General features: G+C 68.9%; 14 protein-coding genes and 1 pseudogene. 6 read left to right on the top strand and 9 right to left on the bottom strand.

What is annotated here, in order from left to right; translation table 11 throughout:
- The first annotated feature begins 1 nt into the window (after position 1).
- From ACWCHM_RS29530 to ACWCHM_RS29515, 4 genes and pseudogenes are all read left to right on the top strand, one after another.
- Complete coding sequence (locus ACWCHM_RS29530; RefSeq protein ID WP_454220652.1) at positions 2–991, top strand: AAA family ATPase; 990 nt, start codon at positions 2–4, stop codon at positions 989–991.
- Positions 981–2,405: pseudogene (locus ACWCHM_RS29525) on the top strand (SAV_2336 N-terminal domain-related protein); the annotation flags it as partial. The gene ACWCHM_RS29530 and the pseudogene ACWCHM_RS29525, both read left to right, overlap by 11 nt.
- 177 nt (positions 2,406–2,582) lie before the next feature.
- Entirely contained in the window at positions 2,583–6,425 is a 3,843-nt protein-coding gene (locus tag ACWCHM_RS29520) for a tetratricopeptide repeat protein (RefSeq protein ID WP_454223210.1), read from the top strand.
- A 621-nt stretch (positions 6,426–7,046) separates the two neighbouring features.
- Positions 7,047–7,979, top strand: a complete 933-nt coding sequence (locus tag ACWCHM_RS29515) for an NYN domain-containing protein (protein WP_454220651.1) — start codon at positions 7,047–7,049, stop codon at positions 7,977–7,979.
- Between the two features lie 259 nt (positions 7,980–8,238).
- Here ACWCHM_RS29515 and ACWCHM_RS29510 read toward each other — a convergent pair whose 3' ends face one another.
- The 3 genes from ACWCHM_RS29510 to ACWCHM_RS29500 are packed head-to-tail and all read right to left on the bottom strand — an operon-like array spanning position 8,239 to position 11,398.
- Entirely contained in the window at positions 8,239–8,718 is a 480-nt protein-coding gene (locus ACWCHM_RS29510) for a PPC domain-containing DNA-binding protein (protein WP_454220650.1), read from the bottom strand.
- Positions 8,711–9,796 (bottom strand): asparaginase, encoded by a 1,086-nt coding sequence (locus ACWCHM_RS29505; protein WP_454220648.1) that lies wholly within the window; start codon positions 9,794–9,796, stop codon positions 8,711–8,713. The genes ACWCHM_RS29510 and ACWCHM_RS29505 overlap by 8 nt, the downstream gene beginning before the upstream one ends.
- Positions 9,797–9,841: 45 nt before the next feature.
- A complete protein-coding gene (locus tag ACWCHM_RS29500; protein ID WP_454220647.1) occupies positions 9,842–11,398 on the bottom strand; it encodes a helix-turn-helix transcriptional regulator in 1,557 nt (518 codons plus the stop codon).
- A gap of 1,160 nt (positions 11,399–12,558) precedes the next feature.
- Between ACWCHM_RS29500 and ACWCHM_RS29495 the strand changes: the two genes are divergently transcribed.
- On the top strand, positions 12,559–12,810 hold the full coding sequence (locus tag ACWCHM_RS29495; protein WP_454220645.1) for a hypothetical protein: 252 nt from the start codon (positions 12,559–12,561) through the stop codon (positions 12,808–12,810).
- A gap of 713 nt (positions 12,811–13,523) precedes the next feature.
- Here the strand turns inward: ACWCHM_RS29495 and ACWCHM_RS29490 are convergent.
- The 6 genes from ACWCHM_RS29490 to fxlM form a co-directional block, all read right to left on the bottom strand.
- Entirely contained in the window at positions 13,524–14,603 is a 1,080-nt protein-coding gene (locus ACWCHM_RS29490; RefSeq protein WP_454220644.1) for a hypothetical protein, read from the bottom strand.
- Positions 14,603–15,478 (bottom strand): thiopeptide-type bacteriocin biosynthesis protein, encoded by an 876-nt coding sequence (locus ACWCHM_RS29485; protein WP_454220642.1) that lies wholly within the window; start codon positions 15,476–15,478, stop codon positions 14,603–14,605. Before ACWCHM_RS29485 ends, ACWCHM_RS29490 begins: the two co-directional genes overlap by 1 nt.
- 41 nt (positions 15,479–15,519) lie before the next feature.
- Positions 15,520–16,749, bottom strand: a complete 1,230-nt coding sequence (locus ACWCHM_RS29480; RefSeq protein ID WP_454220641.1) for a lanthionine synthetase C family protein — start codon at positions 16,747–16,749, stop codon at positions 15,520–15,522.
- Complete coding sequence (locus tag ACWCHM_RS29475) at positions 16,746–19,784, bottom strand: lantibiotic dehydratase (protein WP_454220639.1); 3,039 nt, start codon at positions 19,782–19,784, stop codon at positions 16,746–16,748. The genes ACWCHM_RS29480 and ACWCHM_RS29475 overlap by 4 nt, the downstream gene beginning before the upstream one ends.
- A gap of 75 nt (positions 19,785–19,859) precedes the next feature.
- Positions 19,860–20,054: an FxLD family lanthipeptide gene (locus tag ACWCHM_RS29470; protein ID WP_454223209.1), complete on the bottom strand. Its 195-nt coding sequence runs from the start codon at positions 20,052–20,054 to the stop codon at positions 19,860–19,862.
- A gap of 70 nt (positions 20,055–20,124) precedes the next feature.
- Positions 20,125–21,303, bottom strand: a complete 1,179-nt coding sequence (gene fxlM / locus ACWCHM_RS29465; RefSeq protein WP_454220638.1) for a methyltransferase, FxLD system — start codon at positions 21,301–21,303, stop codon at positions 20,125–20,127.
- A 548-nt stretch (positions 21,304–21,851) separates the two neighbouring features.
- Here fxlM and ACWCHM_RS29460 point away from each other — a divergent pair.
- Complete coding sequence (locus tag ACWCHM_RS29460; protein ID WP_454220636.1) at positions 21,852–22,334, top strand: NUDIX hydrolase; 483 nt, start codon at positions 21,852–21,854, stop codon at positions 22,332–22,334.
- Positions 22,335–22,446 lie beyond the last annotated feature (112 nt).

Here is a 22,446-nt window from a genome sequence, read left to right as displayed (position 1 = left end):
GATGACCGACTGGCACATCTACACCGGCACGGGCGAACCGCACGATGGCATCGAGCGCCTCCCCGCACCGCCACCGTGGCGGGTCTTCGACGGTGGGCCGGCGCTGGCGGCCCCACCAGCCGACATCTCCCCTGCTGATCTGGTGCGGGCCACTACGTACCGTCCGGACGAACGCACGGTGCAGCAGGTCAATGCCGCTTTGTATCTGCGCCGGCCGCTGCTGGTCACCGGTCCTCCCGGCACTGGCAAGACCACTCTGGCGTACGCCGTCGCCCACGAGCTGAGACTCGGTCCGGTGCTGCGGTGGTCGATCAGCAGCCGCACCACTCTGCGGGACGGCCTCTACCAGTACGACCCGTTGAGTCGCCTGTACGCCGCAAGCCGGCGGGAAGCGGAGTCGGATGCGCGCGTGGAGGACATCGGCGCGCACATGCGGCTGGGACCGCTGGGGACCGCACTTGCACCACGCGACCATCCCCGCGTCCTGCTCATCGACGAGATCGACAAAAGCGATCTCGACCTGCCTAATGATCTGCTCGGCATCTTCGAGGACGGCGAGTACGAGATTCCCGAGCTCGTCCGGGCCACCCTGGACAGCGCCGACATCCTCGACGTGGCGGGCACCACCCAGATCACGATCACCCGAGGCCGCGTTCGGTGCCGCAGCTTCCCGTTGGTGGTAATGACCAGCAACGGCGAACGCGAGTTTCCGCCCGCCTTCCTGCGCCGCTGCATTCGCGTCGAGCTGCCGCAGCCGGACGAGGACAAACTGAAGGAAATCGTCCAGGCGCACCTGGCAGGCCAAGCAGCCGACAGCGCCGACATCATCGAGCAGTTCCTGACCCGCCAAGCCAGCGGAGAACTCGCCACCGACCAGTTACTCAATGCCATCTACCTCACCAGCGTAGCCTCCGCGCCAGACCGAGCCTCGCTGGCGCAGGACATGATGCCGTACCTATCCGCGCCGGTATCGATCCTCGATGAAGATTGACCAGCTCAGCGCCGCGCTCACGGCGCTGAGGGGGACAACCGCCAGTCCCCGAGAGCTGGCGGAGATTCTGTGGCTGGCGCATCAACTCAAGGGGTCAGCGCCGGCCCCGCTTCCCAAGTCACCGGACGGTCTGGCGGCGGGCCAGGTCACCATGAGCTCGCCCGCACCTGTCCCCCCGGAGGTCCCACCCGCGTTGCCGCCCCGCTCTGACCTACTGGTGGAGCTGCCAGGCGAGGATCCGTCGTTGCACGCGCTTCACATCCGTACCAGTACGGCAGGCGATGGCGACGGTCCCGGGACGACCGATCTGCTGGCGCCGGCCGCGCCGGCCCTCGGCGAGCGGCTGTCGCTGCAACGAGCGCTGCGGCCCTTGAAACGCCAGGTCCCCTCACCGTACGGGGTGACCATCGACGAGCAGGCTACCGCCGACCGCATCGCCGACCAAGCCCTCGGCCACCGAGTGTGGCTACCGGTAGTCCGACCAGCTCACGAGCGGTGGCTTGATCTTTCCCTGGTCGTTGACGCCGGCGCCTCCATGACGCTGTGGCAACAACTCGCCGAGGAGCTACGGGACACACTCGTCGAGTCCGGCATCTTCCGGAACGTGACCGTCTGGAGCATCACCACCGACAGACCTTCGCGGGTCACCGTGGCACCGATTGGCAGCACCAACGATCAGTCACCCCGGGCGGTGCTGCGGTCCGGCAGCCGTCATCTGATCATGGTGCTCAGCGACTGCGCGGGGCCCGCTTGGCACGGCGGTGCCGCCGGCGATGCTCTGGCAACCTGGGGACGTCGGGGGCCGGTGGTCATCCTGCAGCCGCTACCTGAGCGGTTGTGGCACCGCACCGGGGCGCCGGCAACGCTCGGGCGCGCTGTCGCGCTGTCGGCCGCATGCCCAAATGTCCAGCTGAGCTTCGCACCCTACGACGGCCTGCCGGGACCACCACCCAACGTGGTCGCGGTACCGGTGGTCGAGATCAACCGAAAGTGGCTCGGACGCTGGGCGACTGCGGTCGCGAACGGCGGCGCCTGGGAACCGGTGGCCGTCGCCTATCTGGGCGGGGGCAGCAGAAACCGCCCCATTGAACCGTTGGCGGAGAATTCGCCACGGCGCCGGGTCGTTGATTTCCGCGCCGCCGCCTCCCCGGAGGCGTACCAGCTTGCCCGATGCCTTGCGACCACGACGCCTGCCTTGCCGGTGATGGGGTTGGTCCAGCGCGCAGTGTTCGGACAGACCGTACCGGCCCATATCGCCGAAGTGGTGCTCAGCGGACTACTACGCGCCGTGAAAGGACCGGCCGGCCGTTACGAATTCGTCGACGGCGTCCGGGAGCTGCTGCTCAACGCCGCCACCAGGTCGGAGGCCGCGACAACAATGAGCGTACTCGCCCGGGTCTCTTCCGCCATCGAACGTGACGTGGGGCTGGCCGCCCGCAGGTTTCGTGCGCTGGTCAGCGATGATCGGGCCGACACGGCCCAGGCTGCGAGCGGGCAACCGTTCGCCCTCATCAACCCGCAAGCGCTTCGCCGTCTCCTGCCCCAGCCGGCCGCACCACCCAGAACGCCGCCCCAGCTCGCAGCCAGTGATGTGCCCTCCCTACTGCAGCGGAAGGTCGCCGCCAAGGGCTCAGCGCAGCATACCCAAGACATCGAGCTGGAGATCTTCGCGCAGACCTCGACCTACTACGAGCTGCGGCTGTCCGTCGACGGCCAGCCGCCCCGCACCCGCAGCTTGGACCGGGCCGCGGTCGATGAGCTGATCGCGCTGGTACGGAGTGATTACAGTTCCGACGTCACCGCCCAGCGGGTGTACGGCGCGGCCCGGCTGGCCGAGCTGGGAAGCCGGCTAGCGGAGTTCCTCGACGGCGATGAGCGGTGGCTGACCCCGATCCTGGCCGGTCGCACCGGGGCGGTGCTGCGGATCACCGCCGAACAGCGACTGCGGCACCTGCCGTGGGAGTTGCTGGCCCGGCAGGGGGCGTTCTTGACGGTGGCCGGGCGGGCACCGCTGTTGCCGGTCCGGACGGTCGGCACCCACGCGGCGTTGACCGGCCCGGTCGCGCCGGGCAACCGGCCGTTGCGGGTGCTGTTCATGGCAGCTTCGCCCGAGGGTGTGGAGCCGGTGCTCAACTTCGAGGCCGAGGAGGCGGCGATCCTGGCCGCGACGCGACGTACCGGCACCGATCTGGTGGTGGAGGAGAGCGGCAGTCTGGAGGGGCTGCGGTTCCTCAGCCGTGACTACGGGCCCGGTTACTTTGACGTGCTGCATCTGAGCGGTCACGCCACCACCGCCGGCGGGCAGCCGGTCTTCCTCCTGGAGGACGAGTACGGCGCACCCACCCGGGCGACGGTCGACCAGCTCGCCGAGGCGATGCAGGGCCACTGGCCGAGGCTGGTGTTCGTCTCCGGTTGCCTGACCGCTGACGCCCCGGAGGGCGGGGTGTTCCCGTCGATGAGTGAGAGCCTGGTCGCCGCCGGTGCCCCTGCGGTGCTGGGCTGGGCGCTGCCGGTCGGGGACGTCTCCGCCACCGACTTCGCCGCCGCCCTCTACCGGGCCCTGGCCGACGGCGGGCCGTTGGACCGGGCCGTCGTCGAGGCCCGCCGCCACCTGTTCCACGACAAGAAGAGCAGCTACTGGCATCTGCTGCGGGTCTACGCCGACCGGTCCCCGCTGGCACCCCTGGTCACCCCGTTACACACCAAAGGTCGTAGGCGGTTGCAGGTGCGCGCCGCCGACCAGCAGTTCCTGGACCCGCAGACCCAACTGTCCCGGGTCGCGGCCCGCGCCGAGTTCGTCGGCCGGCGGCGGGTCATCCAGCGCTGCCTGCGTGCCCTGCGGCAACCCGCCGACACCCCCGGCGCGACGCAGGGCCTGCTGCTGGCCGGCATGGGCGGGCTCGGCAAGAGCAGCCTCGCCTCCCGGCTCCTGGAACGCATGCCCACCCACCAGCGCGCCGTCTGGTACGGCCGGGTCGACGCCATCAAGTTCCGCGAACTGATAGACAAGGTCCGCTTCGACGATGTCGACCAGAGGACCGAGGCCGCCAAACTCCTCGACAACGAGCAGCTCCCGCTTCCGATTCGGCTGCGGTACCTGCTCGACGTCGACGGGCCGCTCGGCGGGACGCCCTGCCTGTTCGTGTTCGACGACTTCAATACCGGCAACCTCGACACCCGCGACGACGGCAGCCGGGTCCTCGCCCCGGCGATGGCCGAGATCCTGCCCGCCCTGCTCGCCGCCATCCGCGACACCGGCAGCCCGAGCCGCGTCATCATCACCAGCCGCTACCGCTTCCCCACCCCGCCCGGCACCACCCTCACCGTCGAGGCACTGGACACCCTCACCCCCGTCGAACAGAGGAAGATCGCCAACCTGACCAACCTGCGCCCCGAATCCAGGATTGACCCCACCATCCGCAGCCGGGCGATCGAGGCGGCGGCCGGCAACCCCCGCCTGCTCGACTGGCTCAACCGGATCGTCAACGACGCCACCCTCGATGTCGACGGCCTGCTCGCCGCCATCGAGGGCGAAGCCGACAGGTTCCGCCGCGAGACGGTCCTGGCCGACAACCTGCTCGACTCCCAACCCCTCGAACTGCGCCGCATGCTCGCCCGGATCAACGTCGTCGAACTACCCGTACCCGCCGCCACCGTCCACGCCCTGCACCCGCACCCCGACGCCGCCCGGCACCTCCAGCGGGCCGTCGAACTCGGCCTCCTCGAAGAGGGCACCGACCCCGAGACCCGCGAGCCCCGCTACTACGTCTCCAACATCCTGCACCCCCTCGTCCGCCCCCTGCTCACCGACGACGACTACACCCAGGCATGCGCCGACGCCGCCCAGTCCCTCTACCAACTCTGGATCCTCAACCCCACCGGACAAAGGCTCCTTGCCCGATGGGTTGAGGTGCACCGGCTCGCTGTCGCCGGCCAGCAGGCAGAGATCGCGCGGGACATCGGTGGCCGGACATGCCGATTCTGGCTACGTACGTCGCGGTTCGCCACAGTCGAGGCTATGGCCACCGCGACCCTGACCCTCGGCCCGGACGCCGATGCCCTCTATCAGCGGGGTCTGGCCCGGTCGTCGACCGGTCGGCCCTGGCCGGCGCTGGAGGACTACCAACAGGCCCTGACCATGTACCAACAGGCCGGCGACCAGGGCAACGAAGCCGCCACCCTGACCAACATCGGCCGCGTGTACGACGGGCTGGGGGATCGGCAGCGGGCCCTCGACCACTACCACCAAGCCCTGCCCATCCGGCGGGAGGTCGGCGACCGGGCCGGCGAAGCGGCCACCCTCAACAACATCGGCCGCGTGTACGACGGTTTGGGGGATCGGCAGCGGGCCCTCGACCACTACCACCAAGCCTTGCCCATCCGGCGGGAGGTCGGCGACCGGGCCGGCGAAGCGGCCACCCTGACCAACATCGGCCGCGTGTACGACGGTTTGGGGGATCGGCAGCGGGCCCTCGACCACTACCACCAGGCCCTACCCATCCGGCGGGAGGTCGGCGACCGGGCCGGCGAAGCGGCCACCCTCAACAACATCGGCCGCGTGTACGACGGTTTGGGGGATCGGCAGCGGGCCCTCGACCACTACCACCAGGCCCTACCCATCCGGCGGGAGGTCGGCGACCGGGCCGGCGAAGCGGCCACCCTCAACAACATCGGCCGCGTGTACGACGGGCTGGGGGATCGGCAGCGGGCCCTCGACCACTACCACCAGGCCCTACCCATCCGGCGGGAGGTCGGCGACCGGGCCGGCGAAGCGGCCACCCTGACCAACATCGGCCGCGTGTACGACGGGCTGGGGGATCGGCAGCGGGCCCTCGACCACTACCACCAGGCCCTACCCATCCAGCGGGAGGTCGGCGACCGGGCCGGCGAAGCGGCCACCCTGACCAACATCGGCCGCGTGTACGACGGGCTGGGGGATCGGCAGCGGGCCCTCGACCACTACCACCAAGCCCTACCCATCCAGCGGGAGGTCGGCGACCGGGCCGGCGAAGCGGCCACCCTGACCAACATCGGCCGCGTGTACGACGGGCTGGGGGATCGGCAGCGGGCCCTCGACCACTACCACCAAGCCCTACCCATCCAGCGGGAGGTCGGCGACCGGGCCGGCGAAGCGGCCACCCTGACCAACATCGGCCGCGTGTACCACAGCCTGGGGGATCGACAGCGGGCCCTCGACCACTACCACCAAGCCCTACCCATCCAACGAGATGTCGGCGACCGGGCCGGCGAAGCCGTCACCCGGTACAACATCGCGATGGTCCACCGGGCGAACGGTGACCTCGACCAGGCGATCCGGGAACTCGAACACGTCGTCGACCTCGACCGACAGGTCGGTCACCCCGACCTTGAGGCCGACACCGCCCTCCTCGAAAAGGTACGCCAAGAACAAGCAAGGTCTCGAAACGCCACCTAACCATCGTCTTCCGGTTAGCCCAGGGCCCGTCAAACGACGACTTTGTCTCACATTCGGTGGCGAACGAAGGTAGTCGATATCGATCAAGATCATGTGTGCAAGATCGATGATCTTACGAAGACGGTAGACAAAGGCGTCGAGCCGCATCTCAGGTTCGTTGTGGTGCGGTCCTTCCCTTCTTGGATGTGTACACCCTCAATGCTGTACGAAGCGGGCAGAGTCCAGCACCAGCTGACCGGCCCGAATCAAGATCGCCGGAGCCTGTCTCTGGCGGTGCCGCTGCCCCACCATGCTGGTCGCGTTCGCACGGCTTCACCATGCTCCGCCGCCACGCCCGCCTCATCGCCGTTGTCGCGGCCGGCCCGGTCAACTGCGCCAGCGCCGACGGCCGGCTGCTCGGCGTCGTTCCTGAAACGGTCCCTCATCGCCGGCTCGACCGTCGGCCTGGTCCTGTCCTTGACCAAGGCGTGGTGCTACGCCCCGACCCCAGGACGGCGCGATGTCACGATCGCGGACGCCACTGCCTGCGGGCGGCCGCACTGCGCCGCCGGGCCGCGGCCTCGAGAGTTGCGGCACGGGGGTGGCATCCTGTGGATCGTGAGGCCCAAATGCTCCCTGTACGTGGACGTCGGTTACCTGCTCAGCGCCGCAGCGGTCCGGGTGACGGGGACGTCGCTGCGGAACGGGATTCAGGTCGACTACGAGTCACTGATCGACGCGCTCGTCCAGCAGGCCGAGGCACTGTCGGAGCTACCGATGTTGCGCGTGCACTGGTACGACTCCGCGAGAGACGGTGTACCCGACGGCTCGCAGCAGTTCATCGGTGAACTGCCCAACGTCAAGCTGCGGCTCGGCCGGTTCGGCGTCGACGGCCAGCAGAAGGGCGTCGACCTGCGCATCGGGCTCGACCTGGTGATGCACGCGCGCAACGCGGTTGCGGACGTCTTCGTCCTCGTCTCGGGAGACGATGACCTGACCGAGGCCGTGGAGGAGGCCCAGGTGCACGGGGTGCAGGTCATCCTGCTCGCCGTCCCCAACGGGCAGGACCGGCCCCATGGCATCAGCCGGCATCTGATCCGGGCGGCCGACGGGCTCAAGATCATATTTCCGGACGCCATCGACACCGCCGTGACGAAGGCGGAGATACCCTCGGCGGTGCCGTCACCGATGGCGGTGCCGCCGGGCGGGCACCCGCGCGCCAAGGCCCCGTTGACGGGCTTCACCGCGCAGGAAGGCTCACGAGCACCCCGCCTGTCGTCCGTGCCCGCGTCCAGCGGGGCCCTCGACATCAGGACGGACACGACGAATCACGAGGATCCCTCTGACCTTGCCGAACAGATCAGCTCGGTCGTCACCAACGTCCTGACGACCTTCCGCAGTTCCGCCACGCCGGAGGCCCTGGCGGAACTCACCGCCGGGAAACCATCGATCCCCCGCGACATCGACAAAGCCTTACTAACCGACCTGTCTGAACGGCTCGGTGAAGTCGATCTGAGTGAAGCCGCGCGACACCAGCTTCGGGCACGGTTCTGGGAGCAGTATGACCAGGCCTAACTTGATCTTTAACCTCATCGTCGGGGTCGAGGCTTGGCTGTTGTCGTGTTCTTTTGATGTGTTAGTGCTGGGTGGGGCCGTGACGATGTGGACGTCGTGGCCTGTGGTGGGTCGTTGGTTGCGTTGTCCGGCAGGGCGTCCGGGCCTGGTCGGGTGGATTTCGGTACTGCTGCGGGGCCAGGCGGTCTTCGTGCGTAGGTGCCGAAAGTCTCTGCGGACCCGGCTGGGCCGAGTCGGTATCAGGTTGTCCAGGTAGGGACTACGTCTCGGTGCCGCCTCGTTGGTCGAACCGCAGTTGTGGCACGTCGTACAGGTCAGGGTTCGGTAGGCGGCTCATCGTCGGGGAGTTGATCTCGATAATGAGCATCTCGGTCAGGAACTGGACCGTGGCGTCCAACAGGTGGCTGGTGTGGGCCGTTGCGCTGTGTTCTTTCAGTCCGACCGTGATGTGGATGTGGGGTGTGATCGTCTGGGTGGTCTCGTCCCAGGCGATGGTGCCGCCGCCGAGTGCCTCGACGTTGGTCAGGTCGACGTGGGACCAGACCGGGGCGTCGGGGTTGTCGAGCCGCTGGCAGGTGCCGACGATCTTCGCGGTGCTGAGGCCGGCGATGAAGACGGGGATGTAGCCCTGCTTGATGCCATGCGTTCGGCAGGTGTCGGCGAGGGCGGTGAAGAAGTCGTCGCCGTGGTCGAAGACGACGCCGATCATGCGGCCTGGGGCGAGTTCGTGACTACGCATTCGTGGTGCTCCTCTCCGAATGGCCATTGCTGTCGAGGGCGATGGGCCAGGGCCACGCGGTGAAGTCGGTGAGCCCGCCTGCGGTGGTTACCGCTGTCGCGATGTCCTGGGGCTTCGCTTCGGCGTTGATGAGGGCGCGGAGCAGGATGCGGGCTTTGTAGGGGTGTAGCCAGCCGGCGGGGATGAGGCCGCGTGCGATGAGGTCCTGCTCGGAGCCCGGGAAACCATAGGTGCGGGTGAGGGTCGGCCCGGCGGGGGTGCGGGAGGCGAGGACGACGGGGATTTGTTCCGCGAGGGTGGTGAGGGTGTCGACGAGGGATTCGGAAACGTGGCCGACGCCGAATCCGGCGACGACGAGGCCGTCGATGTGGATGCCGACGGCGCCGAGGAGGGCGGGGTCGTCATCGAAGGTGACCGTGTGCAGGCCGACGGTCGCCTGTCGGGCGGGGTTCGGCACGGGCACGGGCAGCCGGTGGGGCACCCGGTTCAGCATCCGCACGGCGTTCTCCAGGATGTAGCCGAGGGGTCCGGTGTCCGGTGAGCGGAAGGTGGCTGCGCTGGTGGAGTGGGTCTTGGTGACCCAGCGGGCGGCGTGGATCTCGTCGGCGAGGACGACGAGGCAGCCCTGACCTCGCACGTGCGGGGAGGTGGCGGTGTGGATGGCCGCGAGGATGTTAGCGGGCCCGTCGGCGCTGGCGAGGGTGGGGTTGCGCATCGCGCCGGTGACCACGAGGGGTTCGGGCCGGTCGTGGAGCAGGTCGAGCAGGTAGGCGGTCTCCTCGATCGTGTCGGTGCCCTGGGTGACCACGACGCCGGTCGCACCTGCGGCCAGCGCATCGGCTGCGGCGGCGGAGAGTTCGGTGACGTCAGCGAAGGTCAGGGAGGCGCCGGGACGACGCCGGAACTCCACCACCTCGATGTCGATCCCGGTCGCGGCAAGTCCGGGTATGGCGTCGACGAGTTGCTGGGCGGACAGGGTGGGGCTCACCGCGTCGCCGGGGCTGCTGGTCATGGCGATAGTGCCGCCAAGGCCGAACACCACCACGCGTGGCGCAGACTTTGTCGGGTTCGAGGACACCGGGATCCTTCCCAGGCATACGGCGGTGGTGGTGACGGGAGCCTATTACGGGAGGGAGCCGACGAAGCGGCACGCCCGATCAGCCCCGTCGAGGGACAGCAGGCGGCTGCGCGGCTCGGCTATCCCGGCCAGCCCGTAGTCACCGAGTTCGGCGCACCGGCTCCGCAGTGTGGTCCAGTCGAGGTCCAGATAGTCGGCGAGGGCATGCAGCCTTGAACCGGCCGTGTCAGCGGCGACCAGGGAATGAGCTCGTGCGTACCCGATGGCGTCGTGGTACTCGGCCAGCGCGGCGCGCTGGCCGGTGACATCGACGTGCCACACGCCATCGGCGCGGATCCACGTCGCGACAATCGCGCGCTGCCGGGTGAGAACGAGGCCGGGCAGCGCGCTGTACTCGGGTTCGTCGGTGACCGCGACGTCGATGCCGAAGGACTCCATCAACGCGACCGCCAGCAGCAGGAGAACCCGCTCTGACTGCGTCGTCGCGTCCACCGCCGCCCGCGGGACGCAGAACAGCCTCGTCGCCTGCTGCGAGCTGCTGTTGAACCGTGCCGCGGTCGCGGCCAGATAGCGCAGCTTATGCCCGAACAGCAGCCAGGTGCTGGCCTCCTCACCGGTCTGCTCACGGGTCCAGAAATGGGGCACCTCGGTCAGGTCGGCCGACTGGCGGTTGATGTGGTCGGCGCAGAACGCCGAGCCGAGCCACAGCCGTGACACGTCCTCCAGGTCCTGGACGATGTCGCCGCTGACGGCGGACCTGGTCAGACGGCTGTACTCCGCTGTGGCGGCTCGCGAGGCGTCGAGGCGAGCGTCGTCGAGCAGCAGCGACTGGTCCAGATTCGCCACGGCCCACAACACCGCAGCGGTGATCTCGTCCAGTTGGTAGGCGCGAGGGATGAGCAGGCGGACACCGTCGCCGATGCCGACCATGCGCTGGGACGCCTGGCGGGAGTCCAAGACGAACACCCCCTCGCCCTTGGCCGTGGACACTCGTCCGGCGACGAGTCGACGCTGCAGCGGCCACCGCCACTGCCGGCCGGCATCGGACCTGGGAATCGTGGCGACGATCCTCCCGTCATCGACCGCCGGATAGATCTCGACCGCCACAGGGGCGCTCGGGAAGTAGCGTCCACCGGGCGCGGCGAGAGTGTGATCCGCCCTGGCGCCATGGGCAGCCTGCCCGAGCATGGACACGATCGTCGATGCGAGATCGCCGCCGGAATGTGCAGTGGGGGCGGACCGTCGGCGAACCGACACAAGGCTCGGATTGGTCTCGTTCGACTCCAAGGCCCTCACCGCAGCAGAGCCCCACCGGGCGCGTAGTGCCGCTTCGGCCCGCTCGGACTGATAGCGCTCCTGCAGCCGGCGGTAGGCGTCGTAGCCGCCGAGGAGTCCGCCGTCGGCGCCGAGGAGCATGTCGCACTGCTGCCAGAAGACCCGGTCGACCACCTGCCGGCCGGCCTCCACATTCGCCACCGTGCTGCGGGTACTGCACACCCGCTGCGCGACATCTCTCTGCAAAAGGCCGCGCCCCTTGCGCAGCTCACGGAGCTTTCCGCCGAGGGCGTGCTTCGCATCCTGAAGCTGCTGCGGATCGATCATGAGAGTGGCCTCTTCACCGTGCACTGTTCGCGTACACGACTGCTCCGTCAACAGTGGTCGGCACGACCGGGACTGACACTAGCCCGGATGGGACTATTGTGCCGCCGGGTCAACGGAGTGTCGATCGCGGTATTCAGGAAAGCCGTTCGAGCACGACGGCGCCCAAGCTCGGCGTAGGGATCACCGACTGGCCAACGCTCGACTGCTGGCAGCAGCCGAGATCTTGTCGACGGGACAAGTAGAAGCTGGTCGACGTATGTCGAACACCCTCGACACGAACCTTCGACACCGCCTGGCATGTCAGGTCGGATGAGTTCAGCACTTCGAGCGATGCCGGCCAGGTATCAGGGAGCTGTACGGCGTCCAGTGGAGTCAACTCGCCGCCCGCTTGAGCGGCCCGAACCGTGCGCTCGGCTGTCCCGGCCCGATGCGCTCGACCTGCTCGCTCCGGCAGGGACGCGACCCTGGCGGTAAGGCATCAAGGGCAGAGCCTCCAGGTGAGGAGGGTCACATCTCGAATGAATTGTTTCGCACTAGTGCGCCAAGCTGGACTGAATCCAATGGACCCCTGTCAAGTAGGAGTAATTGCCCAAGTATTTCCAATTTATCCGGTGCGGCGCGACGCACTCTTTGTGCGACTCGCTGCGAGAGGTGGGGGCGAGAGTAGGTGGCATGGTGCACATGATGCTTAATCTGGCTCTCTTGGCTGATCCATAGCCGATGAACGACGTGTTTCGCTCAAGGTGGTCTAGGGCCAGCTCCTCGTAACCCACCTGAATGGTTGTCGTTGTGGTAAAGACAGCCATCCAAGGAGGATCTGTGAGCCGGCTCGCCGGATACCCGAACCACCCTCTGGTTCAGATTCAAGCAGTACTCGTAACGATCTATTATCGCGGGTTTAGGGGTTGGAAGGGTGAAATGGGACGGGGAGTTGTTTGCCCATGCGGCCAACATTCCCGTCAAGTACACCAAGACCCAATTAGGCCTCAGCGCTATGCAGATCAGCTACTGAGCTGGGCTGAATCCCGGCCGTGCCAACTCGGTATCATTAGGGGGCTGACGCAGAAATGGAGGGCAGAATCGTCTTACGAGTCATTCCGCGAAGGCGAGACGGGTGGCGACTTTCCGCAAGCGAACTGCACGACGAGGCGGCGCAATTTATGGACGAGATGCTCGCCGTCGAGGATCCGCCTAGATTCTCGGACCTCGCAACCTCCAGTGATGCTCAGCAGGGCACGATCGAGGTCGAGGCCTTCTTTGAAGCTGAGAAGGAAGGACCTGCAGTCGACTGGCTCGTAGACGCATTCGCTGCCGCCTCAAGCTCTATTGGTCGCCAGCGTGCAGACAACCAGCCAAGTATCGAATACCGTAAGCAGCTTTTGTATGTCGAGTATCTGCAGGGCGAGGGTTGACCGCCAGCTTTGCGTCTTTTTCGTTTCGCGACGGGAGGGCTTAGGTTCGCCACAATATGAGCTGGACAGAACCTCCCATCGCGACATCAAGGAAGTAAATCTTCAAACGGTGGCGCGGGCTGAAACCATGACCGGATGCGAGGAAGCCACCCGGCTTGGGCCACGGTTGGCTGACTTCGTGGCCGCAAGACTGTGACCTCGGATGTCGTGTCGGGAGGTGCGCACCAAACGGGTCGGGTTCTCACGTGCGGGGCCGTGGGCGTACGTACGGAGTGAAGACGGCTTCCGGGGCGGCGATGCAGATCGTGCGCTCCCAACGACCGGGATCGCGGATATCGAGCACAACGGGTCCGCGCACACGGACGCGGAGTTGTTGAAGGCGGTGGCGTGGCAGCGGATGGCCGCAGTGCCGGACGGTGAAGCGGCGGTGCAACTGTCCCTGCGGGTGCCCAGCATCCATGATTGGGAGCCAGCCCGAACTCGAACCGCCCATTCTGTACCGTCCCCACACCCAACGTCGATGCCTCAGCACCCCCTACCGCCACGACCCACGGCCACGTCACTGGCAAGCTGAGGCGGTAACAGCTCTATCCACTGCTCAGGTGCCAGCATTCCGTACTGGGGCTGGCCTACGGTTAGGCCCGTTACAAGGAATGACTCGCCGGACGGCTTCTCGCGTCGTCCGCATCCGGGAGCCGTCCAGTCTCGGTGGGTCATTCACGGATGACGGCTTCGGCGGCCTCCAGTGCGACGGCGAGTTCGGCCAACAAGGGTGCGGCTATACGGCCGGTGCCCAGGCCGCAGGCGGTGACCTGGTCGGTGAGTTGTTCGGCTTGTCGTTGGGTGAGGATGGCGTGGCATCCGGGGTGAGCGAGGACGTCGCGGGCGGCGTATCCATCGTCGCTGGCTCGTTCGATGAGGTCGGCGGCGATGGGTTGTGCGGCTGGCTGCGCGAAGCCGCCGAGCGCGTCGATGAGGCACATTCCGAGGCGGGTGTGGAACACGACGAGGCCTGGCGCTGTGGTGTCCAGCGTCTGGTAAGCGGCCACGGCGTGTTGTCGAGTGGTGCTCGCGGTGGGCGCTGGCTGGCACAGCGGGGTCAGGACTGCGGTGACGGCGTGTTCCCATGGTTCGCCTGGTGCGGTGTCGCGTAGGAGTTCCAGGGCGCGAGTGTGTTTGCCGGTGGTGGCGTGGGAGATGACGGCGATCTGCCGGCCGTCGAGCATGCGTCGACCGATGCCGTTGTGGTGGTGGAGCCGGCGGTAGGCGTCGTCCCATCGGCCGGCCGTGGCGAGAGCGTGTGCGCCGCTGGACAGCAGGACTGTCCAGAGCCACTGGCGGAGTTCGCGGTGTGCGGTGGGGTCTGGGGCGAGGCGTGCGGCGGGGATGAGGATGCCGTCGATGGTCGTGTCGGTGTGGGACGCGATGGCGCGGTGGAGGGTTTCGAGGAGTTTCCACGCTCCGGTGCCGTCGCTGGCGCGGGTGCGTAGCCGGGCGAGGTTGATGATGGGTTCGAGGCTGTGACTTGCTGTTCGGAAGTCGGGGGCGGGGTGGGCCAGCGCGGTGTGGGCGAGGCGTGTCGACCATTGGTGGGCCAGGTCGGGTCGTCCGCAGTCTGATGCGAGCAGCGCGGCGAGGTTGATCACGGCGGTCGCGGTGGCGGGGTCGTGGTCGCGGGTGGCGGCGGCAGCGCGGCGGGTCAGGTCGGCGACCCGTTTGGGCAGTGGGGTGCAGGCGGGTCGGGGCCGGGCGACGAGGGGGAATCTGCGGGCTTGTGCCCCGGTCGGGTCCATCAGTTAGCGGTTTCCTCCCTGGCTGTGGTGACCGTCGTCCCGTGGTGGTCGGTGGCTGGTGGGGTGGTGGGGTATGGGCCGAAGATGGCGGTGGCGGCGTTGGTGGCTAGGGCAGCCTGGGTGGTCGCGGGCAGGCCGATCCGGTTCATCGCGAAGATGACGTGGTGGGCGAGAACGTCGCGCAGCCCGCGGTGGAGGTCGCCGGTGCCGGCGAGGTGGGCCAGGTCGCGGCCGGCGGTGGTGAACGCGGCGGCCCAGATCGCCCCTGTCAGGTGTGGCCAGGCCGGGTGGGTGAGGCTGCTCGCGTCGGTGCTCATGAGCCGGCGCAGCGCTGCCTGGAGAGCCGGGGTCTTGTCTGGGCTGGGTGTGTCGGGTGGGGGGCGGTGGTGGGCGACCTTGGACCAGACGTCGCCTTGTTCGTACCAGTCGAGGCCGGCCGCGCGCAGCAGGGTGCTGGCGAGCAGGATCGAGATCTCACGGCGGCGACGGCTGGTGGTTTCTGTTGCGGTGGTGGCGAGGTAGCCGAGGAGGTGTCGGCTGTCGGCGTGCCACAGTCTGTGGGCGACCGCCATCGCGTGGTCACCGCCGAAGGCTTGGGTCTCGGGTTCGTAGACGACCTCGACCGCGCGGGTGATGTGCCCTTCCCGGATGAGGGCGTCGAGGCGGCTGAAGAGGTGCTTCCGCGCTGTGGTGGTCGCGTTGGTGGGGAGGTAGCGCAGCCGCCACTGGGGTGTCTTGCGGATGAAGAACCAGCCAGTGATGTGTCTGTCGGCTTCCGCTTGCATGAGCATGGGGGCGAGGTGGGTGACAGCGGTGTGCTCGGCTCGGTCCGGATCGGGCAGCTCGACGGTGATCTGAAGCCACGGCGACGGCATCATTGCGTTCCTTGAAGGGCCGGTGTGCGGGTCGGATGGTGTCAGGCGAGCAGGAGGACCGTGTCCCACCTGGACATGGGTGGGGTTCCGGTGCCGACGGCGTGCAGCGCGAGTGCGGCGCCGGTAGCGCCGTCCATGAGTTCCGGGTCGGTCGTCGGCTCGCCCAGTAGCTGGGCGGCGAGGTGGCTAGCCAGATTGGGTAGTTCAGCGGCCAGCGCGGGGCTGCGGGCGTCGATCGCCATGCGGAATGCGGCGTGGAGCAGGCCGGCTTTGCCATGGCATAGGCCGATCTCGGGGAGGAGGTCGGTTCGGTTCGGTTCGCGCAGCGCGGCCAGGATCCCGCGCTCGGCGACTGCCTGCCGGCGGGGATCGTCGAGAGCGACGCCGGCCAACTGTTGGGCCCGTGCGGTGCCGGCGATGCCGTAGCACCAGGAGGGCCGGGGATGGTGCGACGGTGCGGGGCGGCCGGTGTGGTCGAGGATGAGGTAGCCGGGCCACCAGGGGCCAAGATGGTCGTCTTGGCGCCACTGGTCGGTCCAGGAGCAGAGGTGGGCGAGAGCGTCGCGCAGGCCGGTGGTGGTCAGGTCTCGAAGGACGGCGAGGGCCAGTAGCGCGATGACGGCGTTGATGCCGTGGGCGACTCCCAGGTTCCCGTGCCCGTGCGGGTGGTCGGGGTCGGGTTCGCCGGACAGGCCGACCCGCATCCACCACGGTGGCAGTCCGGTGGTGTCGTGTTGGCCGGGTAGAGGGTGGGTGAGGCGGACCAGGTAGGCGAGCACGTCGCGGGTGACGGGGTGGCCGGGGTGGCGGTGCAGGTGGTAGACGCCGAGGCCGGTCAGGCCGTGGATCAGGTCGAACTCGCGCATCGGCAGCGGATCGCCTCGGTCGATGCGGGCATGAGCGGCGGCCAAGCGCGCTCGGGTGAGGGCGAGGACGGTGTCGTCGAGTGCGGCCAGCGCACGCCGGTAGCGGGATGCGCCGGTGGCGTGCAGGGCGAGGCCGAGTGCGGGTGCGCCGTGGAACAGGTTGGCGTTGCCTCCGGTACTTATCGGCTGGGAGGTGGCGAGTTTCAGCCAGGCGTGGGCGGCAACGTCGTCGCCGTGGCCGGTGCGGGCTCGTTCGATGTGCAGCAGGGCGATACCGACCGCGCCGCCCGCGAGGGACTGGGGCCTCGCCCGCCCCGCGAATGCGAGTGGGACGGCTTGTGGATCGGCCAATGCCTCGGCGATGGATGTTGACGCCGCGAGCGCGTGCGGGTGCGTAGGGCTCATGGTTCGTTCCGGGGTCGGGCGGTCCAGCTCAGCGCGGCGGCGCGGGCCAGGTGCAGGCAGGCCCGTTCGCTGTCCGGGTCGGGGCCGATCATGCGGGTGTGGTGTAGGTGCAGCAGGTCAGGCAGCACCCTGTCTGCGGCGGTCCCGGCACCGTGCATGGTGGCACGGTAGGTGGTCAACGCCTCGCGGCGCCGCTGCCAGGCAGCCCGCAGTTCGGTGCCGTCACCGAGTACGTCCAGGCCGGTCTGGTCGGGGTTGGCGAGCGTGATCGTGCGCTGGTACACGTCGCGGAGTGGGGCGGATCGCTGCGGGCGGGTGTGGTCGATCAGCCACCGCATGCCGGCGGTGGTGTCACCGATCAGGGCGGTCGTGAGGTGCAGCAGGCTCGCTGCGGTCACCGCACGAACATCGGATGCCCGTCCACGGTCGATGGCAGCCAACTGGGTGACGGCGGCTGCGGAGTCGGCGGCGAAGACCCCGGCGGCGGTGCCGGCGGTGGGACCGCCGAAGCGGCCGGTCTCCGGGTAGTCCGTGTCGATCTGCACGCGGGCGATCAGGCCGACGCGGCGCAGCCCGGCCGTCCACTCGGCGAGCGTGGCGAGGTTCGCGGAACCGGTCAACCTCAGCCGCAGGTGTGGATCCGGGTCTCCGTAGCGCAGAAACCACCACCATGTCTGTGGGTCGAGCTGGCGAAGCAGGGACGGAAGGTGGCGGGTGAGGATTCGTGTCTGCCGGTCGGGATGGCCGTACAGCTTGACGAAGAGGTGTTCACCGACGCCGGGGAGATGCCCGTGCTCGCGGACGTCGACCACGGGTGCGGTGGCGAGCGTATGTGGTGGTGGCGCCGGATCGACTGTGACGGCCAAGGGGACGACGATCTCGTGTGCGCGTCCGCCCATCCAGCCGGCCGTGTCAGACGGGGACGCGGCGCGCAATACGGCGGTCGGGGTACGGCGCAGGTGGTCGCGCAGCAGGGCCTGATGCGCCGGCTCGGCGAGATCCAGCCGGATGCGCTGGTCGCTGTCGCCGAGGTACACCTCCGGCGGGCAGCCGGTGGTGTCACGCCAGGATGCCAGTGCCCGGCTCCACTCCCACCAGCTCGCCGCGGGGGCGGGCAGGGCATTGGCTGGTAGGAGCCAGCGTGCCGGTGACAGGATGGTCCGCTGGTAGCGCAGGGCGGGCAGGAACGGCAGACCGCTCGCAGCGCCCCAGTCGAAGCCGTCACACGGTGCCGTGAAGGCAGTGGGGGCCTCGGTGAGGAACCGCACGATCGGCAGGGTGTAGTGCACCTGTTCGACCGCGTTGAGCACGATCGGCTCCACCACGCGCCGTCGGGAGACCGACACCAGGTAGATCCGGTCGGCGTCAGCGGTGACCGCGATATCGTCCAGCGCGATCCGGTCGGGCGCGTTGTCGTGGTATTCCCCAAGCGAGACCTGGTGCGGCATCACGTGGGGGGCGCGGGCCACGTCTTCGGTGACCGTGTAGAGGGCCGCCGCCGACACCTGGACTCGCAACCCGCCACGGGTCGCCTGCGGTAGCGCCGCGTACTCGCCGGTCATTCGCTTCCGGTCCGCAGGGTCGAGCAGGTCGAGAAACCGGCCGGTGACGGTGCCGGCGTTGCGGGACACGCCGACCACCTCCAGCTGAAACTCGCCCCGGTCGAGATCCCGGGCGGTACGGGCATGCACGGTCACGGTCAGCTCGGTGCTCGGCTGGACAGACACGACGGGTGCGCCGCCGGTGAGGTCGGCGATGGCGACGTCATCGAGCACGACCTCATGCTCGCGTCGCAGCGCCGCGTCCTGGGCGAGGGCCATCAGCTTCCGGTCCCGCGCGGTCAGGGCCGGCGGCGGCGCGGGGGAAGCGCCGCGGTAACCGGCGGGGTAACCCAGGCCGAGATCAGCGTCCACCGCGTCCCGAACCGGCACGACCGCTTGGGGTCCGTAACGCTCGAGGAAACGGCGGTGCCACGCCACCCACCCCCCACTACCGGCAGCGGCGAGACGCACCAACGCGCCGGCTGCGCTCGCCACCTCTACCGCTACCACCTCGGGAACACGCACGTCGGCGTCCAGCCGCAGGTCCATCGCGACCGGCGGCTCGTCGGCGGGGTGCAGACCCGTCATCGTCTCGGCCAGCCGCGCACCAGGCGTCGCGGTGTCCGACACGGCCCATTCGGAGAGGGTGCGCAGCACGGCGAGCGTCGCACGCGCCTGGGCGAGCGCGCTGTCGCCGGGGGTGCCGGCGTCGGCGTCGGCCACCGCCTGCTGAAGGCCGGCGGTGACGGCGGACAGCGGGTCGGTGCAGGTGGTTGGCGGCCGTAGCGCGGTCAGCAAGAACCGTTGCGACACCATCCGCGCGAGCAGCGAATGCACCACCCCGACGGGGGCGCCGTGGTCGGCGGCAAGCGCGACGGCCAGATCCCCCAGTCGAATCGGGTCCGCCGCCCCCGTCAGCGCCGCGAGCACCGGGCCCGTGGCGCGCACGTGCACCTGGGTGGGCCGTTCCCCGGGTTTCTGGTGGGTGCGGTGCTCGAGCACGATCTGCCCGTCGCGGCACGTCAGGAGGTTGTTGGCGCGGACCATCAGGTGCGGCCGAAGCACCGGATCGGCCTCCAGCCCGTCGACCAGTCCCGAAAGCCACGCCGCCCGTACCCGTGGCACCGCCCGGTGCCCGTCACCGAACCGGACGGCGGCGGTGGGGGCCAGACCCGCGGCGGCGACCCCGGCGAACAAGCCGTAGGGCGTCGCCCGCCCACGCATCCGCAACAGGTAACGCAGGACCGACATCACCACCCGCCGAGCCTCGCCCTCCCCGACCCGGCCGTCGCACACCGCGCGGACACGGTCGGCGAGCACGGGACTGGCCAGCTCCACCGCCTCCGCGAACCGCGGCGCCGCGAACACCTGCCCCAACCACCACCGCCACGACGCTGCGTCCTGCGCGCCGGTCAGGTCCGGCCACCAGCCGACCAGCCGGTCGGGAGGGCAGGGAGTCGCGCGCACCACCAGCGCGTCCAGGTGCCGGTACACACGTCCTCCCCTGCGAACGTGAGGCGCCCGGCCGCGCGGCGAACGCCACGCGACCAGGCACCCCGGATCTGCGTCTTACTTCGGGCAGCTGGTGCAGGCGGACTGGCAGGTCTTGCCGCACCCGTCGTTCGTCATGTAGATCAGCTTGTCGACGCCCTCGCCGGACTCGACGAAGCTGATGTCCAGCTCCCAGTCGTCCGGCCCGAACTCGTCCTTCTTCCCGTCCACCGCCACCGGCGACACGGACGGAGCGGTCCGCTCCTCGGTCATGATCGACACGACAGCCTCCTTCGAGGGGTTTGTGCTCCACCCGGCGTCCCGGCCGGGACGCCGGTAGCTGTCAACGCCAGGACACCGCGACGACGCCGTGGCGCTTCGGCACGTACCAGCCGTCCGGCACGCCCGCGCTGGTAGGCAGGTACTCGATCCGGGCGGCCCCGCGACGGCGGAAGTCCGCCGCCCAGCGGCGCAACAGCCCCACATACCGGTCAGCGACCGCCTCGGCCTGCGGGCCGTAGGCGTAGACACCGCTCTCCCACCCGCCGAGGTCCTCGTTCTCCCGTTTCGTGCGGTAGGCGAGACTGCCGCCCTCGACCACGACGGCCGTGCCGTAGGTCACCGCAGGGGTGAACACGCCCTGGTCCACCAGCTGCTGGCTCGCGTACAGGAAGGGCACGTGGGGTGCGCTGGTCACCACGAACAGCTCCAGCTCGTCGGGCATGTCGAACGCCGCCCCGGACCACCGCTCGATCCTCGGCGAGTGCACCGCCTTACGCAGCGCCGGCACGTCGAAGCCCGGATCCGGCCCGTCGATGCGCAGCGTCGCATCACCGTGGATCGGCACCAGCGTCTCGGAGTACGTGCCCTCGCCCTGCATCGGCACGAACCCTCCGAGGCAGTAGCTGTGACTGACCAGACGCCCTCTGGCCAGGTCGAAGGCGACGCAGCGGGACAGGCCGGCGAACCGCAACGGCACCACGATCCGGCCGTGCTCGGATAGCTGGGCGATCCAGGCCGGAGGGATGTCCCACGCGCCGACCGTGACGATGATCCGGTCGTACGGCGCCTGCTCCGGCACACCGTGTTCGGCGTCGGCGTGCACGACCCGCACCCGGTCCTCGTAGCCGGCGGCCTGCAGGCAGGCGCGGGCTCGCGCGACGATCTCCGGGTCGATGTCCACGGACGTCACCGCCCCCTGCGGGCCGACCAGCTCCGCGATCAGCGCCGCGTTGTACCCACCCGAGCCGATCTCCAGAACCCGCATCCCCGGCTCGATCTCGGCCTGCTCCAACATCACCGCCTGGATGTGCGCCGCAGACACCGAGCTGAGCGCCTTGCCGTCCGGACCGGTCTTCGTCACCAGCGGGGTGTTCGAGTCGTACACCATGTCCAGCGGCTCTCCTGGGGCGAACAGGTGGCGCGGCACGGCCGAGAACGCCGCAGCCACCGCCTGTGACCTGATCGTGTCCTCTCCCAACTCCGCCACCATCGCCGCCCGCAGCGCCACGGGATCCCGCACAACGCTCCCACTTGCGGTAGTCATGTCATCACTTCCTGGTTGTGTGGTTCGTTGCCGTCGCCGGCCGAAGCCGAATCAACCCTGCAGGCAGCTTCGCGAGAGGTTGCGGAGCGCGCAGCCGTCGCGCCGGCCACAGGGCGCGCGCTTCGCCGCCCCGAATACCGGTCCGGCATCCGTGATGCCAGGAACCAGTAGACGCGCCCGACCGCGTGTCGAACACCCTCGACACGAACCTTCGACGCGCGACCCGGCGGTCCCACCCCAGACGAGCAAACGGGAACTCATCGCACCCGCAGGCTCCGAACCCCGGTACTCCGACAGCTCAGTCCGACATGGAGGCCGGGCAGGGCGAAACGCGCCGCACTGTCGGCGCACATGGTGGATGTCCCGCGACCCGACCGCGCGGTGCGCTCCACCCATGAGCCGACACCACCGAGGCCGGGCATGATTGAAGGCTCCTACCGTCGCCGTTAAGGCGCCATGAACGCCCAGCGAACCGCTGATACGCGATGCGGCACCATCAGCCCGGGCACCGAGGGCAGGCAGTTGTGACTACGAAGCCCACCGTCGCCGCGCTGACGATCATCTCCACCGCTGCTGGTGAGGTGGTGTTCGTCCAGCAGCAGCGCGGCCCGTACGCAGGATGGCTGCTGCTGCCCGGCGGCAAGATCGAGTTCGGAGAGTCGGCGCAGGACGCGGCCCGCCGGGAGACGGTGGAGGAAGCCGGCTTCGAGGCGGGCGAGCTGACACTGACCGGGGTGTACGAGATTCGCGCCGAGAATGGTTCCTACCACTTCGTGATGTTCGCCTTCCATGCCGGCACCGCGGCCCAGGTGACGGCCGGCGGGCATCACGTGGACGGCGTGCTCCAGGCGGCGGTCGACGACGTGCAGCCGCATCCGACGGTGATGCAGATCCTCAACGACGCGGGTGTCGCCCGCTACCCCGCACGGGACATCGAGACAGGACTGCAACGGGACGGGATCCTGATGCACGGGCATCTGACCACAGCTACGGGCACGCCGACCTGACGGGCCCTGGCCCGACCGCCGCCCCCACTGACAGGTGTGAGACGGCCGGTCCGGGTGGACGGGATGAGCCGATGCCGGGCGGAACGGGAGGGCGTCCGATTGGGTCATCGCC

The organism is Micromonospora sp. SCSIO 07396 (assembly GCF_053667945.1).
The sequence above is the reverse complement of the archived record's forward strand: the minus strand, read 5'-3'. Positions and strand labels throughout refer to the sequence as shown.